Annotated in this window: 14 protein-coding genes, 1 tRNA gene and 1 pseudogene; 10 read left to right on the top strand and 6 right to left on the bottom strand. The window is 72.6% G+C overall.

Annotation, left to right across the window (positions count from 1 at the left end; all coding sequences use genetic code 11):
* The first annotated feature begins 128 nt into the window (after positions 1 to 128).
* The 4 genes from hemG (at position 129) to ABLE53_RS05310 (ending at position 3,784) form a co-directional block, all read left to right on the top strand.
* Complete coding sequence (gene hemG, locus ABLE53_RS05325) at positions 129 to 1,535, top strand: protoporphyrinogen oxidase (protein WP_348857653.1); 1,407 nt, start codon at positions 129 to 131, stop codon at positions 1,533 to 1,535.
* Positions 1,532 to 2,014 carry a GNAT family N-acetyltransferase gene (locus tag ABLE53_RS05320; protein WP_348857652.1) on the top strand — a complete coding sequence of 161 codons (483 nt, stop codon included), beginning with the start codon at positions 1,532 to 1,534 and terminating at the stop codon, positions 2,012 to 2,014. The genes hemG and ABLE53_RS05320 overlap by 4 nt, the downstream gene beginning before the upstream one ends.
* Positions 2,015 to 2,044: 30 nt before the next feature.
* Entirely contained in the window at positions 2,045 to 2,749 is a 705-nt protein-coding gene (gene hemQ / locus ABLE53_RS05315) for a hydrogen peroxide-dependent heme synthase (RefSeq protein ID WP_348857651.1), read from the top strand.
* A gap of 141 nt (positions 2,750 to 2,890) precedes the next feature.
* On the top strand, positions 2,891 to 3,784 hold the full coding sequence (locus ABLE53_RS05310) for a hypothetical protein (RefSeq protein WP_348857650.1): 894 nt from the start codon (positions 2,891 to 2,893) through the stop codon (positions 3,782 to 3,784).
* 63 nt (positions 3,785 to 3,847) lie between these two features.
* Here the strand turns inward: ABLE53_RS05310 and ABLE53_RS05305 are convergent, their stop codons facing one another.
* Genes ABLE53_RS05305 through ABLE53_RS05295 form a run of 3 tightly spaced genes read right to left on the bottom strand, consistent with a single transcriptional unit; the run spans position 3,848 to position 6,447 of the window.
* Positions 3,848 to 4,720: an alpha/beta fold hydrolase gene (locus tag ABLE53_RS05305; RefSeq protein ID WP_348857649.1), complete on the bottom strand. Its 873-nt coding sequence runs from the start codon at positions 4,718 to 4,720 to the stop codon at positions 3,848 to 3,850.
* Positions 4,717 to 5,145 carry a peptide-methionine (R)-S-oxide reductase MsrB gene (gene msrB, locus ABLE53_RS05300; protein ID WP_348857648.1) on the bottom strand — a complete coding sequence of 143 codons (429 nt, stop codon included), beginning with the start codon at positions 5,143 to 5,145 and terminating at the stop codon, positions 4,717 to 4,719. The genes ABLE53_RS05305 and msrB overlap by 4 nt, the downstream gene beginning before the upstream one ends.
* 21 nt (positions 5,146 to 5,166) lie before the next feature.
* Positions 5,167 to 6,447: a GNAT family N-acetyltransferase gene (locus tag ABLE53_RS05295; RefSeq protein ID WP_348857647.1), complete on the bottom strand. Its 1,281-nt coding sequence runs from the start codon at positions 6,445 to 6,447 to the stop codon at positions 5,167 to 5,169.
* A 70-nt stretch (positions 6,448 to 6,517) separates the two neighbouring features.
* Between ABLE53_RS05295 and ABLE53_RS05290 the strand changes: the two genes are divergently transcribed.
* Together ABLE53_RS05290 and ABLE53_RS05285 are read left to right on the top strand one after the other, a co-directional pair.
* The gene (locus tag ABLE53_RS05290) at positions 6,518 to 7,597 is read left to right on the top strand and encodes a DNA polymerase domain-containing protein (protein WP_348857646.1); all 1,080 of its coding nucleotides are present in this window, start codon (positions 6,518 to 6,520) and stop codon (positions 7,595 to 7,597) included.
* A complete protein-coding gene (locus ABLE53_RS05285) occupies positions 7,590 to 8,099 on the top strand; it encodes a DinB family protein (RefSeq protein WP_348857645.1) in 510 nt (169 codons plus the stop codon). The genes ABLE53_RS05290 and ABLE53_RS05285 overlap by 8 nt, the downstream gene beginning before the upstream one ends.
* A 7-nt stretch (positions 8,100 to 8,106) precedes the next feature.
* Here the strand turns inward: ABLE53_RS05285 and ABLE53_RS05280 are convergent, their stop codons facing one another.
* On the bottom strand, positions 8,107 to 8,646 hold the full coding sequence (locus tag ABLE53_RS05280) for a hypothetical protein (protein ID WP_348857644.1): 540 nt from the start codon (positions 8,644 to 8,646) through the stop codon (positions 8,107 to 8,109).
* A 9-nt stretch (positions 8,647 to 8,655) separates the two neighbouring features.
* Complete coding sequence (locus tag ABLE53_RS05275) at positions 8,656 to 9,759, bottom strand: ATP-dependent DNA ligase (RefSeq protein WP_348857643.1); 1,104 nt, start codon at positions 9,757 to 9,759, stop codon at positions 8,656 to 8,658.
* Between the two features lie 82 nt (positions 9,760 to 9,841).
* Between ABLE53_RS05275 and ABLE53_RS05270 the strand changes: the two genes are divergently transcribed.
* The 4 genes from ABLE53_RS05270 (at position 9,842) to ABLE53_RS05255 (ending at position 12,289) form a co-directional block, all read left to right on the top strand.
* Positions 9,842 to 10,273 carry an FAD synthase family protein gene (locus ABLE53_RS05270; protein ID WP_348857642.1) on the top strand — a complete coding sequence of 144 codons (432 nt, stop codon included), beginning with the start codon at positions 9,842 to 9,844 and terminating at the stop codon, positions 10,271 to 10,273.
* Complete coding sequence (locus ABLE53_RS05265) at positions 10,270 to 11,877, top strand: SAM-dependent methyltransferase (protein WP_348857641.1); 1,608 nt, start codon at positions 10,270 to 10,272, stop codon at positions 11,875 to 11,877. Before ABLE53_RS05270 ends, ABLE53_RS05265 begins: the two co-directional genes overlap by 4 nt.
* On the top strand, positions 11,864 to 12,097 hold the full coding sequence (locus ABLE53_RS05260) for a DUF6752 domain-containing protein (protein ID WP_348857640.1): 234 nt from the start codon (positions 11,864 to 11,866) through the stop codon (positions 12,095 to 12,097). The genes ABLE53_RS05265 and ABLE53_RS05260 overlap by 14 nt, the downstream gene beginning before the upstream one ends.
* A 110-nt stretch (positions 12,098 to 12,207) precedes the next feature.
* Positions 12,208 to 12,289 (top strand) — tRNA-Gln (locus ABLE53_RS05255).
* Positions 12,290 to 12,308: 19 nt separating this feature from the next.
* Here the strand turns inward: ABLE53_RS05255 and ABLE53_RS05250 are convergent.
* Positions 12,309 to 13,547 (bottom strand): annotated as a pseudogene (locus tag ABLE53_RS05250) (putative bifunctional diguanylate cyclase/phosphodiesterase).
* Positions 13,548 to 14,081: the final 534 nt, after the last annotated feature.

Genomic DNA, 14,081 nt, shown 5'->3' with positions numbered 1-14,081 from the left:
GCCACCGCCCCGCGAGGTTCTCTGGCGACGCGCTCAGTCAGCGGTGAGTCAGCAACCGTTCGCGCAGCCGATTCGGTTGCTCAGCCACCGCTGCGGGGCGACCGGGTCGCAGGTGCGACACTGTGGGCGTGCGGGTGGTCGTCGTAGGAGCAGGCATCGGCGGGCTGACCGCCGCGCACGACCTCGCCGCGGCGGGCCATGACGTCGTCGTGCTCGAGGCCTCCGACCGGGTCGGCGGCAAGCTGCTGACCGCGTCGGTCGCGGGCGTCGCCGTCGACGTCGGCGCGGAGGCGATGCTCGCCCGCCGCCCCGAGGGCACGGCGCTCGCCGAGGCGCTCGGCCTGCCCGTCGTACACCCCACCGCCGCCACGTCCCGGATCTGGACCCGCGGCGCACTCCGGCCGCTGCCGCGCTCGCTCATGGGCGTGCCGATGGACCTGCCCGGGCTCGAGGCGTCCGGGGTGCTCTCGCCCGAGGGACTCGCGCGGGTGCGCGAGGAGCCGTCGCTGCCGCCGGTGACGATCGAGGGCGACGTCTCCGTCGGCGACCTGGTCGCCGAGCGGTTCGGTGACGAGGTGACCGACCGGCTGGTGGAGCCCCTCCTGGGCGGGGTGTACGCCGGCCGCGCCCGCGAGATCTCCGCCCGTGCCGCGGTGCCGCAGCTGGTGGCGCTCGCGGAGCGCGGCCCGCTGCTCGAGCAGGCGGCCGCGCTGCCGTCCACGCCCGGCGTCCCCGTCTTCGGCGGGCTCGCGGGCGGCATGGGCCAGCTCCCGCTGGTGCTCGCCGAGAAGCTCGACGTCCGGACCGGCTCGCCGGTGACGGCGGTGGTCGCCACAGGCCCGACCGACGGCATCGACGGCTCCTGCGGCTACCGCGTGCTCTCGACCGGCGCGACCGACGGGGCGATCGACTGCGACGCCGTCGTACTCGCGACCCCGGCCGGCCCGACCGGCGCCCTCCTCCGCGACCTCGCGCCGGCGGTGGCGACCGCGCTGGCGGAGGTGGAGTACGCCTCGATGGCCGTCGTCACCCTCGCCTGCCGGGCCGCCGACCTCGCCAGCCTCGATGAGCTGGACGGGTCGCGCTCGGGCTTCCTGGTGCCGCCCGTCGACGGGCGCCGGATCAAGGCCTCGACGTTCTCCTTCGCGAAGTGGGACTGGGTGCGTGAGGCGGGCGCCCCGCACGGCGTCGTCCACCTGCGCACCTCCATCGGCCGCGTCCACGAGGAGGCCTCGCTGGACTTCACGGACGACGAGCTCGTCGCCCAGTCGCTCGCCGACCTCAGTGCGGCGACCGGGCTGACCGCGACGCCGGTCGACAGCCACGTGCAGCGGTGGGGCGACGGCCTGCCGCAGTACGCCGTCGGTCACCTCGACCGGGTGGCCAGGATCCGGTCGGCCGTGGAGCGGCTGCCCGGGCTGGAGCTCTGCGGTGCGGCGTACGACGGCGTGGGGATCCCGGCGGTGATCGCGTCCGCCCACCGGGCGGCCGCCGCGATCGACACCCTCCCCGCCACGAGGAAGGGCGACCGATGAGCGTCGAGGTCAGACCCGCACAGGCGAGCGACGCGGAGTGGCTCGCGTCGGCGTACGACGCCGACTGGGAGGGCCCGTCGATGACCCTCGACGGCGTCGACATCCCGCTGCTCGGCCTGCCGACGCTGGTGGCCGAGGACGACGGCGAGCTGTGCGGCTACCTCGTCCACGACGTCAGCGACACCCCCGATGAGCCGACCACGCTGCTCGCCATGGCCGCCCACCCGCAGCGCCAGGGCACCGGCCGCGCCCTGATCGAGGCGTTCCTCGAGCGTCATCCCGGACCGGTGCGCGTCGTCACCACCAACGACAACCTCGCCGCGGTCGCGTTCTACCAGAAGTGCGGCTTCCGCATCACCGGCGTACGCTCCGGCGCGGTCGACCGCTCCCGCGAGGTCAAGCCCGCCATCCCGCTCGTCGGGGAGGGCGGCATCCCGATCCACGACGAGCTCGTCCTGGAGCGCCACCCCGAGGCCTGAGTCCGGCCGGCGCAGGCGCACAATGGAGCCATGTCCGAGCAGACCAACGCCGCCAAGATCAACGAGCTCAACGCCTCGATCCGCTACACGATGTGGTCGGTGTTCAGGCTCGAGTCGGCCCTCGGTGACGCCGACCGGAAGGGTGAGGCGGTCGAGGTCGAGGACCTGTTCACGGAGCTCGCCGCCGAGGACGTCGTCGTACGCGGTGTCTACGACGTCGCCGGGCTCCGCGCCGACGCCGACCTCATGATCTGGTGGCACGCCTCGTCCAGTGACGCTCTGCAGCGCGCCTACCACCGCTTCCGGCGTACGTCGTTCGGGTCGCGGCTCGCCCCGGTCTGGTCGCAGATGGCGCTGCACCGGCCGGCGGAGTTCAACCGCTCCCACATCCCGGCGTTCCTCGCCGACGAGACGCCGCGCGCCTACGTCTGCGTCTACCCGTTCGTGCGCTCCTACGAGTGGTACCTCCTCGAGGACGCCGAGCGCCGCCGCCTCCTCGCCGAGCACGGCCGCATGGCGCGCGACTACCCCGACGTACGCGCCAACACGGTCTCCTCCTTCGCCCTCGGTGACTACGAGTGGATGCTCGCCTTCGAGGCCGACGAGCTGCACCGCATCGTCGACCTCATGCGCCATCTGCGCGGCAGCGAGACCCGCCGCCACGTGCGCGAGGAGGTCCCGTTCTACACCGGCTCCCGGGCCGAGGTCGCCGACCTGCTCGACCGGCTACCCTGACCTCGCGTGAGCGGGAGAGTGACCGATGGGTCACTCTCCCGCTCACACGGCCTCTTTGTGGAGAGGCGTTCGCGTCGGCCCGACGATTCCGCCACGCTCTGACTCGTGGCCCAGAAGAGACGACCCCCGACGTGGCGTGAGGTGGCGAGAGCGCAACGCGGCCTGATCACGCGCGGCCAGCTGGCTGCCACCGGGGTCGACCGCTGGGCGGTCGCGCATCGTGTCGATACCCAGCGCTGGGTGCTGCGCTCGCCAACCGTGGTCGCTACGACGACCGGCGAGCTGACCCGGGAGCAGATGATGTGGCTGGGCGTCCTGCACGCCGGGCCGGGCGCGCTGATCGGCGGCCTCAGTGCCGGCGAGGTGCACGGCCTCAAGAACTGGCATCGCGATGAAGTCACGGTACTCGTCCCCTACGCCGACGCTGTGCCGACGCCGATCGAGGGCATCGCCTATATCCGCACCAGGCGTGACCTCGCACGGATGAGGGCGCGGGGCCGGGATCTCCCGACGGCGCAGCTCGAGCCGGCGATTCTGCTCTTCGCCGCCGCGGAGCGCTCAGACCGCACTGCCCAGGGCGTCCTGGCTGCGTGCGTGCAGCAGCAGCTCACGAGCCCGGAACTCCTCAAGGACTGGCTCGGCAGACTGCCCCGGCTCCGGCGGGCACCGGTGCTCCGCCGAGCAATCGCTGACATGGTGGGTGGGGCGCAGTCGCTTGCCGAGATGGACGTCAAGCGGATGTGCCGGACCTATCGCCTGGCCCAGCCGGACCGACAAGTGAAGCGCCGGGACGCCGGCGGGCGGCTGCGATACACCGACTGCGAGTGGCGACTCCCGGACGGCCGGACCCTCATCCTCGAGATCGATGGTGGCTTCCACATGGACGTCGAGCAGTGGGAGGACGACCTTGCCCGGCAGCGGGCGCTCAGTTCGACCGACCGGCTCATCGTCCGCTGCACCTCCCGCGAGGTGCGTGACGAGCCGGAGCGGGTCGCCCGGGATCTCCGGCTGCTCGGGGTGCCTCGGGCCGCTTAGAGCCCTGGTGTGAGTGCGAGAGTGACCTCTGGGTCCCTGTGGCGCTCACGCGGCGTCGGCCTACTAGCGGAGGTGGGTCAGCGCCTCGTCCAGCATGGCGCCGAACCAGTTCACCTGCAGGGAGATGTGCCCCTCGCCGGGCTGCAGGTGCATGACCGAGCCGGGGACCCGCTCGGCCTGCCACGGCATGTGGGACTGCGGCACCATCAGGTCCTCGCTGCCCTGCCAGAACGACACCGGGACGCGGATGTCCTCCAGCTCGAAGCCCCACGGCTTGATGAAGGCGAGGTCGTCGTCGAGCCAGCCGTAGATCTCCTCCACGCCGCCGGCGAGGTTGGCGAGCAGGTCGGCGCCGAGCTCGCCGGTGAGCACCGCGCGGTCGGGCGGCGGGAGCAGCGAGGACATCGTCGCGACGACCGTCTCCGGGTCGGCGGTGCTGATCCCCTTGCGCTCCTCGAGGAGGTACGGCGTCAGGGCCTCCTCGCCCTCGAGGGCGAGCCCGAACTCGACGTGGTTGTCCTCGCCCATGCCGTCGAGGAAGCCGGGGCCGTACGGCCGTACGCCGCAGACCACGATCACCGCGGCGACCCGGTCGGGGAGCAGCGCGCCGGTGGCCAGCGTGTGCGGGCCGCCGCCGGACTGGCCGCCGGTGATGCAGCGCTCGGCACCGAGGTCGTCGAGGATCACGGCGACGTCCTCGGCCACGTCGGCGACCGAGCGGCCCGGGCGCCGCGTCGACGTGCGCGCGCCGGCGCGCGAGTAGCTCACCAGCCGCAGGCCGCGCTCGGCGGCGGTCGCGATCTTGCTCGCCGACTGGTAGGCGCAGCCCGGGGTGCCGTGGTGCCAGACGAGGGGTATGCCGTCGGGCGGACCGCTCACCCAGACCTCGAGCTCGCGCCCGTCCGGGAGCGAGAGCTGCTTCTTCTCCGTCGTCACGCCTGGTCGGCCGGCTGGTCCGCGGGCCGGTCCGCGGGCTCGAGCGTCAGCGAGATGGAGTTGATGCAGTAGCGATCGCCGGTCGGCGTGCCGTAGCCGTCGGGGAAGACGTGGCCGAGGTGGGAGCCGCAGTTGGCGCAGCGGACCTCGACGCGGCGCATGCCGAGGGAGTTGTCCTCGAGGTACTCGATCGTGTCGGTGATCGGCTGGTAGAAGCTCGGCCAGCCGCAGCCGGAGTGGAACTTCGTGTCCGACTCGAACAGCTTCGCGCCGCATGCCTTGCAGCTGTAGACGCCCTTGGTCTCGGTGTCGGTGTAGTCACCGGTGAACGCGCGCTCGGTCCCGGCCTGGCGCAGGACGGCGTACTCCTCCGGCGACAGCTGCTCGCGCCACTCGGCGTCGCTCTTCTCCACGTTGTAGGCCATGGTCCAAGCCTACGTCGGCGGTCAGAACCCCGTGATGCAGTACGGCGTCGGGCCGACGTCGCACAGCGCTGCCCACCGCGCCACGGCGTCGGCCGAGCCGCCGATCCGGCCGGCCGCGGCGAGCGTCGCCACCGGTACGCCGCCGAGGTAGAGCGACCCGAGCGTGTCGGCAGCCAGGGTGACGTCCGGCCCGGCGTCCGTGGGCGTCACCTCCGCCCGGCCGCCGGAGACGGTGACGCGGAACCGTCCGGCGGCGTGGCCGAGCGGGTCGTCGACCTCGATGACGACCGTACCGTCGGCGCCCCACGGGCGCGTCTCGAGCGCGGTCACGACGTCGAGCACCCGGACCCAGAGGAACTCCTCGACCGCCACCGTCTTCGCAGCGAACGGCTCCACCAGCGCCCAGAACAGCGGGTCCTCGACCGGCGCCTTCCGCCAGGTGACCTGGTGGACGAGGTCGAGGTCGGCGAGGAACTGCCACAGCCGCAGGTACGCCGCCGGCGTGGTCGCCACCAGGTCGCCGACCGTCACGCTCTGCCGGCCGTCCTTGGGCTCCTCGGCCTGGTAGACGGCGTACCCGTCCGGCCGGCCGCCGGCGTCGAGGTGGAGCGCCGTGTGCAGCTTCGTGTCGGGAGCGTGGGTCTGGTAGTTCCAGACCCCGGTGAGCCGCTGCTCGTGGGAGAGCGTCCGGTCGACCGAGCCGCGGGTGGAGGCGTGGAAGTCGGCGAAGACGGTGGCGATCTCCTTCGCCGCCTCGGCGGGCTCGACGAGCACCATCGAGCCGTCGTCGTCGAGTCCGCGCAGCCGGAACCGCGCGGTGGTGTCGACCTCGAGCTTGCGGACGAACGTCGCGGCGCCGAAGCCGAACCGGCCGTAGATCGACCCCTCCGAGACGAGCAGCGCGACGAGCGGGATCCGCGCCGCCACCGCGTCGGCGAGGTCGATGCCCATGAGCGCGCGCAGCAGCCCCTGGCGCCGATGGGTGGGGCTGACGGTGACGTCGGAGATCTTGCGCACCGGCAGCGTCCGCCCGCCGCCCACGTTGATCGTCTTGTCCCAGCTCGAGAACGTCGCGACCGGCAACGTCCCGGCGCCGACCACCGGGTGCTCCTGCCAGACGCCGCGCAGCGTCACCCGGTCCGCACGGACGTGCTCGAGCCAGCGGTTCCGCGACGACTCGGGGTCGCGGGGCTCGTGGAAGCCGCGCGCCACCGCGGCGTACCACCCCGCGACCAGGTCGGGCTCGTCGTCGGCGTCGAGCGTGCGGAAGGTGAGGCCGGGGTGCTCGGGGTCGCTCGTCACGCTCCGGAACCTACGCCGCCGCCATCCGATGTCGCAGGCGGTTTTCCTCCGGCCTCGGTACCTTGTCGCCATGGCGAAGACAGCCGCGGCGACGGTGTTGGCCGGCGGCCGCGAGGTCCGCATCTCGAGCCCGGACCGGGTGGTCTACGAGGCCACCGACCGCACGCCCGAGGTGACGAAGCTGATGGTGGCGGAGTACTTCGCCGCGGTCGACGACCCGCTGATGCGGGCGCTGCGCGAGCGGCCCACCGCGCTCGAGCGCTGGCCGGACGGCTGGCGGGAGGGGATGCGGCTCGCCACCGGCCCGACCGACCGGGAGGGGGACGGCTTCTACCAGAAGCGGGTGCCGAAGGGCGCGCCCGACTACGTCGAGACGGTCGAGGTCACCTTCCCGAGCGGCCGGACGGCGTACGAGATCTGCCCGACGGAGGTGGCGGTCCCGGTCTGGTGCGCGCAGATGGGCGCGCTGACCTTCCACCCCTGGCCGGTACGCCGGGCCGATGTGGACCACCCCGACGAGCTGCGCATCGACCTGGACCCGCAGCCGGGGACGACCTTCGCCGACGCGGTCAGGGTCGCCGGCGCCGCGAGGGAGCTGCTCGAGGAGCTCGGGCTGCGCGGGTTCCCGAAGACCAGCGGCAACCGTGGCGTCCACATCTACGTGCGGATCCGCCCGGAGTGGACCTTCGAGGAGCTGCGGCACGCCGCGATCGGGTTCGGCCGCGAGCTCGAGCGCCGCGACGAAGGCGTCACCACCGCGTGGTGGAAGGAGGAGCGCGGGATGAGGATCTTCATCGACTACAACCAGAACAACCGTGATCGGACGATCGCCTCGGCGTACTCCCTGCGCCCGCGCCCCGGCGCGCCCGTGTCGACGCCGCTCACCTGGGCCGAGCTCGCCGAGCTCGACGACCCGCGGAGGCTCAACCTCTTCACCGTCCCCGACAAGGTGAAGGACGGCGACGCGTGGGCCGGGATCGACGACGTCGCGCACTCGTTAGAGCCGCTGCTGGCGCTGTGGGACACGCTGCCGGGCGGCGAGCTGAACTTCCCGCCCGACTATCCCAAGATGCCGGGCGAGCCGCCGCGGGTGCAGCCGAGCAAGAAGGTCGCCGCCCACTGGGACGAGGAGGGGAACCGGATTGGCTGAGGAGCCCGAGCGGATCGAGGGCGGCGAGACGGCGTACGCCGCGGCGTACCTCCGCTTCTACCGCGACACCATCGTCGCCAAGTGCCGGGCGCTGCCCGACCCGGAGCTGCGGCGTCCGCGGCTGCCGTCGGGCTGGACGCCGCTGGAGCTGCTGGTGCACGTGACCTATGTCGAGCGGCGGTGGTTCGTGTGGGGCTTCCTCGGCGAGCAGGTGCCGGACCCGTGGGGCGACCACGTCGGCGGCGAGCCGGACGGGCGGTGGCTCGTCCCGGCCGGCACCGCGCTCGACGACGTCGTCGCGATGCTGGAGGCGACGGCCGCGCGCACCGAGACGGTGCTCGCCGAGCACGGACCGGAGGAGCTCGCAGCGCTCGGTGGACGGTTCGAGAGCGACCCGCCCACGCTGCGCTGGATCTGCTTCCACGTGCTGCAGGAGTACGCCCGCCACGCCGGTCACCTCGACGTCGTGGTCGAGCTCGCCGGCGGGCCGACGGGGGAGTGACCCCGCGTCACATCCCGGTGATGCCCTCGCCCTCGCCGGCCTGCTCGTCGAAGGTCTCGTGCTCAAGCAGGTGCAGCACCGGCACCTTCAGGTGGCGGCGCGCCTGCGCCGCCCAGTCGACGTGGAAGAACTCCGCGATCACGTGCGGCCGGGTGAGGATGATCGCCTCCCGGCCGTCGACCTCTGCCACCTTCGCCTGCAGCGCCCGGACGGCGTCGTCGACGAGCTGGCCCTCCGCGGTGGCACCGGCGTCACGCAGCGCCCGCAGCGTGGCGGCGAGGTCCTCCTGGGAGCGGTCGCGCGCGTCGCGGCGTACGGCGTCGAGGTCCACCTCGTTCATCGTCAGCGACGGCGACCCCAGGAACTCGTTGGAGCTCAGTGACCCCATCGCGCTCTCGATCCGCGCGGCCGCGTCCTCCACGGGCAGCAGCACGTAGTAGGTCACCGGTTCCTCGATCGCCTCGTGGAGCGAGCGCACCCGGGCGGCGTCGTCGGCGGACAGGGCCTGCTCGACGAGCAGGACCACGGGATAGCCGGTTTCACCCATGTTCAGACCCTACCCATCCGAGGAGCCGCTGAGGATGTGTTCGAGGTCGTATGACACGACCTCCTCGAGCTGGTCGTAGCGGCACGACTCCGGGTCCCGGTCCGGCCGCCACCGCTTGAACGGCGCGGTGTGGCGGAACCGCCGCCCCTCCATGTGGTCGTAGCCGACCTCCAGAACTCGCTCGGGGCGCAGGGGCACGAAGGAGAGGTCCTTCCCCTGCGACCAGCGCGACTGGGTGCCGGGGACGCGGTCCGGGTTGGCGGTGAGGAACTCGGCCCAGTGGCCCCATGGATGCTCCTCGAGGGGTACGACGAGCGGCTGGAGCTCCTCCCAGAGCTCGGCGCGCCGCTTCGCGGTGAACGAGGCGGAGACGCCCACGTGCTGCAACTGTGCCCCACCTTCTGGTCGATCGTCGTACAGCCCCAGGAGCAGGCTGCCGAGCAGCGGCTTGTCGGGCGTGGAGGTCTTGTGCTCCCGGTAGCCGGCGAGCACGACGTCGGCGGTCCGCTCGTGCTTGACCTTGAACATCGTCCGCTTGTCGGGGGAGTACGCCGCGTCGAGCGGCTTCGCGACGACGCCGTCGAGTCCGGCGCCCTCGAACCGGACGAACCAGTCCTCCGCCACCGCGGGATCGGTCGTCGTCGTGCACAGTCGGATCGAGGTCGACTCCACCGCGTCGAAGAGCCGCTCGAGGGCGGCGCGCCGGTCGGAGAACGGCGCCTCGAGGTAGGAGTCGTCGCCGAGCGCGAGCAGGTCGAAGGCCACGTACGACGCCGGCGTCTCCTCGCTGAGCTTCGTGACCCGGGAGACGGCGGGGTGGATGCGCTCCTGGAGCACCTCGAACTCCAGCCGCGGCCCGATGGCCACGAACAGCTCGCCGTCGAGGACGCAGCGGTCGGGGAGGACCGCCCGCATCTCGGCGACGACCTCGGGGAAGTAGCGGGTCAGCGGCTTGGTGTTGCGCGACGCGAGCTCGATCTCGTCGCCGTCCTTGAAGACGAGACAGCGGAAGCCGTCCCACTTCGGCTCGTAGCTCAGCCCGGATGTCGTCGGCACCCCCTTCACCGACTTGGCGAGCATCGGGAGAACCGGCGGCATCACGGGAAGGTCCACGGATGCAGCGTAATGGGGGGCACATCCTGTAAAGTCGAGTAAACCAATGCACAAACGAACCTAAAAATGACAGGCAGGACCCATGGGCCCGATCGTCGGCTACGTCCCCGGCGTGTTCGACCTCTTCCACGTCGGCCACCTCAACGCGTTGCGGCAGGCCCGCGCTCTCTGCGACGTCCTCGTCGCCGGCGTCGTCTCCGACGAGGTGTGCGAGGCGACGAAGGGGATCCGCCCCACGGTCCCGCTCGAGGAGCGGATCGAGATCGTCGACGCGATCGGCGTCGTGGACGCGACCTACGCCGAGCAGACCACCGACAAGATCGACGCCTGGCGCGAGGTCGGCTTCCACAAGATCTTCAAGGGCGACGACTGGCAGGGCACCGCGAAGGGCCGCGCGCTCGAGGAGAAGATGGCCGCGCTCGGCGTCGAGGTCGTCTACTTCCCCTACACGCTGCAGACCTCCAGCACCGCGCTGCGCGCGGCGATCGCCCGCGGCGAGGTCCACGTCTCGTGACCCTGCTGTCCAACGCCGTCGCGGAGGTGACCGACGACGGCGTGCTCGTCCGGGGCGTCGACGTACCCCTGGTCCTCTCCGTCGACGGGCACTACGTGTGGTCGCTCACCCCCGCGCGCGACGGGCGGCCGGCGCGCGGCGGGCTGCTCGTGCCCTGGCCGGCGGTGCTGCGCCCGTTCCTCGAGGGGCGGGCGCGGGTCCGGATCGCCGACGTACGCGGCGAGGTCGTGCTCCACGACGCCGATGTCGTCCTCGGCTCCGGCCGTGGCCGGATCGAGATCGTCGACCGCTCCGGCCATCCGCTGTGCATCGACAAGGTGGGCCACCTGACCCGCTCGTTCGAGGCGACCGGCGAGGAGGTGCGAGACGAGATCCTCGCCGGGACCCAGCGGGCGTTGCGCGACCTTCGGGAGTTCGCCGGCGTCGAGGCCTACCTCAACTACGGCGCCCTCCTCGGGGCGGTCCGTGAGGGCCGGATGCTCGCGCACGACTCCGACACCGACGTCTGCTACCTGTCGCGGCACTCCTCGCCGGCCGACGTCATCACCGAGTCGTACGCCGTCGAGCGCGTCATGCGCGAGCGCGGCTGGAGCCTGCTGCGGATGTCGGGCGGCGACATCAAGCTGCTTCTGCCGCTCTCGGACGGCCGGGTGTGCCACATCGACGTCTTCGTGGCGTTCTTCGCGCCGACGGTCGGGGCCGGACCGTTCTTCCAGCTCGGCAACCGCAGCGGCGACCTCGCCCGTGAGGCGATCGTGCCGGTCTCGACGATCACGCTGCACGGCTATGAGTTCCCGGCGCCCGCGGACCCGGAGGCGATGCTCGCGTTCGTCTACGGGCCGCACTGGCGCGTGCCCGACCCGTCCTTCCGTTACGCGGACCCGCCCGCCGGCGTACGCCGCCTCGACGGGTGGCTGCGCGGCTTCCGCACCCACATGGGCGGCTGGACGGGCTGGTACCAGGGACCGGCCAGGAAGGTCCCGCGCAAGGGCTCGCCGTTCGCGCGCTGGGTGCACCGCCAGCTGCCGAAGGGCGAGAAGATCGTCGACCTCGGCACCGGCACCGGACGGGACGCGCTCTTCCTCGCCCGCCGCGGCCGCGACGTGCGCGCCGTGGACTTCTCCCGCGCGTCCGTGGCCACGGTCCGTCGGCGGGCGGCGCGCAGCGGCCTCTCCGACCGCGTCGTCGCCGACCAGCTCATCCTCGGCGAGCTCCGCTCCACGCTCCTGCTCGCCGCGCGGCTGGCCCGGGACCCGCACCACCTTTACGCCCGGCACCTGCTCGGCGCCCTCGACACCGCCGCCACCGACCAGCTCTGGCTGCTCGCGCGGACGGCGCTGCGGTGGGGCGGGCGGCTCTTCCTCGAGTTCGCGGCCGCCGGCGACGGAGTGCCCGAGCCGGAGCCGGCCGGCCTCCTCCGCCGCCTCGATCCCGAGATCGTCGCCGACCGGATCCGCGCCGCCGGCGGCGTGGTCGAGCACCTCACCGTCGGGGAGGGGACCGACCTGCGCGGCCGCCCCGATCCGCGGACCGCCCGGATGCGGGTCGCGTGGCCCGTCGTACCTGTCCCCGTCGAGAGGAACCCCGCCCATGCCCGCCCGTGACCTCACTGCCCGCGCCCTCGTCGGCTACCGCCGCCTGCGCGAGCGCACCGACGTCTACAGCCGTCTCGCGGCCCTCGAGGCCGAGGTCCAGGAGCAGCGCCAGCTCAACCGGCGGATCGCCGAGCTCACCGACGTCGTCGCCGAGCTCCTCATCCCGCTCCAGGACCGCGACCCTGGCCGCGCGGAGGAGCTCCTGGACGCCTACCGCGCCAGGATCTGAGGCGTACGCCGGGTGCCTGCCGCGGGACGTCATACGGGCGGCGACCACTCCACGCGGAGGCCGTATGACGTCCGCCCGTGCCTTAGGGTTTCGGGTGTCCGATGGGACGTTCCCCAGTTGGTCTGCCGGCAGGGCCCGCCTGACTTTGAATCAGGACTAGCGACGGTGGTTCGACTCCACCCTGGGGAGCCAGAGGATCGGCCGGGGCGGCTCAGGTCGCCGACGCGGGCAGGACGGTGAGGGCGCAGGCGCGGGCCCAGTCGAGCGGCCGGGAGAAGAGGTAGCCCTGGACGTAGTCGTAGCCGAGCCGGCGGAGGACCTCGACCTGGTGGGGGGTGTCGACGTGCTCGGCGACGAGGCGTACGCCGAGGGATCGGCCCATGGTGGCGACAGCCTCGAGGATCGGGGCGTCGTCGCGGTCGTCGTCGATGGCCTGCACGAGCGAGCCGTCGACCTTGATGACGTCGAGCGGGAGCCGCTCGATGCGCTGCAGCGATGAGTAGCCGGCACCGAAGTCGTCCATGGCGATGCGTACGCCGCGGGAGCGGAGGGTCTGCAGCGAGCGGACGACCTGCGGGTCGTCGTCGTCGAAGCCGCGCTCGAGGACCTCGACGAGCAGCAGCTCACCGGGGACCGACCAGAGATCGAGCAGCCCGACGACCATGGGCGCGTAGTCGGGATTGCGCAGCTCGGCGACGGAGGCGTTCACGCTCACGTACCGGCGCGGCTCCGGGGCGGTCATCACGGTCTGGCAGACCTGCTTCACGAGCTAGGCGCCGAGCGAGTGCACCGCGCCCGTCTCCTCGGCCTGGGGGACGAACTCCAGCGGCTCGATCTCGCCCTTCTCGGGGTCGTTCCATCGCACCAGCGCCTCGAAGCCGACCACCTCGTGGGTCGAGAGCTGCACGATCGGCTGGAAGACCAGCCGCAGCTCGTCGTGGGAGATGGCGGCCTCCAGCCGGCTGGCCGAGCGTCCCGGGTCGCCGAAGACGACCGTCCGGCCGCCGCCGGCGGTCTTGGCGTCGAGGAGCGCCGCGTCGGCGCGGCCCATCAGGACGGACCCGGAGTCGCCGTGCTCCCAGGTGGCCACGCCCGCCGAGAGGGTGAGGCCGCCGGGCGCGAGCCGGCGCAGGTCGTCAACGAGGTCGGCCGCACGTCCGAGCGGCGTCTCGGGCATGAGCACGGCGAACTCGTCGCCGCCGTACCGGCCGACGCGGATGCCGTCGGGGACCCACGCCAGCCAGCGCCGGCCGAGCTCGGCGAGGAGCGCCTCGGCGGCGTCGACACCGAGCCTGTCGTTGATGCCGTGGAAGCCGTCGATGTCGAGGACGGCGACGGACAGCTGCGGGTTGCCGGCACCGCTCGCGGCGACCGCCTCGTGGAGGCGCCGGTCGAAGCCGCGCCGGTTGATGAGCCGGGTGACCTGGTCCTCCTCGACGGCGTTGCCCATGCGGGCGAGCCAGGCGACGAGCACAGCGGTCGCCGTCGAGGTGCCGAGAAGGAGTACGACGGTGCCCGCCGGGGCGTCGGTCCGCGAGTTCACCACGGCCGAGCAGAGATCGGCGAGAACGACGTGGGCGAGCGCTGCCCGCAGGGAGAAGAGGGCGGCGGCGCCCATGACGACGAAGAGGTACGGCCGGGTCAGGGCGATCGTGGTCGAGTCCCGCGACGCCGGCAGCGCCAGGAGCGTGACCAGGGCGGTGCCGACGACGATGAGGACGTGGTGGACCCAGGGCGGGTAGTGCAGGCCGGTGGCGATCACGACGCCGCCCACGACCACCGCGCAGACGGCGACGGCGGTGGCGGTCACGGTCGCCACCCGCGACAGGTCGAGGAACGGGCTGGCGACGAGGACGACCAGGCCCGCCACGACGTACAACAGTCCGGTCGTCCAGCGCAGCAGGCCGGGGCCGGCGACCCAGGGCGCGTCCCGCCACGCCCGGGCGAGCTCGAGGCGCCAGACGGCGAACGTCTCGCGGTCGAG

It is taken from the genome of Nocardioides asiaticus (assembly GCF_040049175.1).
GTDB classification, from domain to species: domain Bacteria; phylum Actinomycetota; class Actinomycetes; order Propionibacteriales; family Nocardioidaceae; genus Nocardioides; species Nocardioides cheoyonin.
This window is presented reverse-complemented; position numbering and strand designations above follow the sequence as displayed.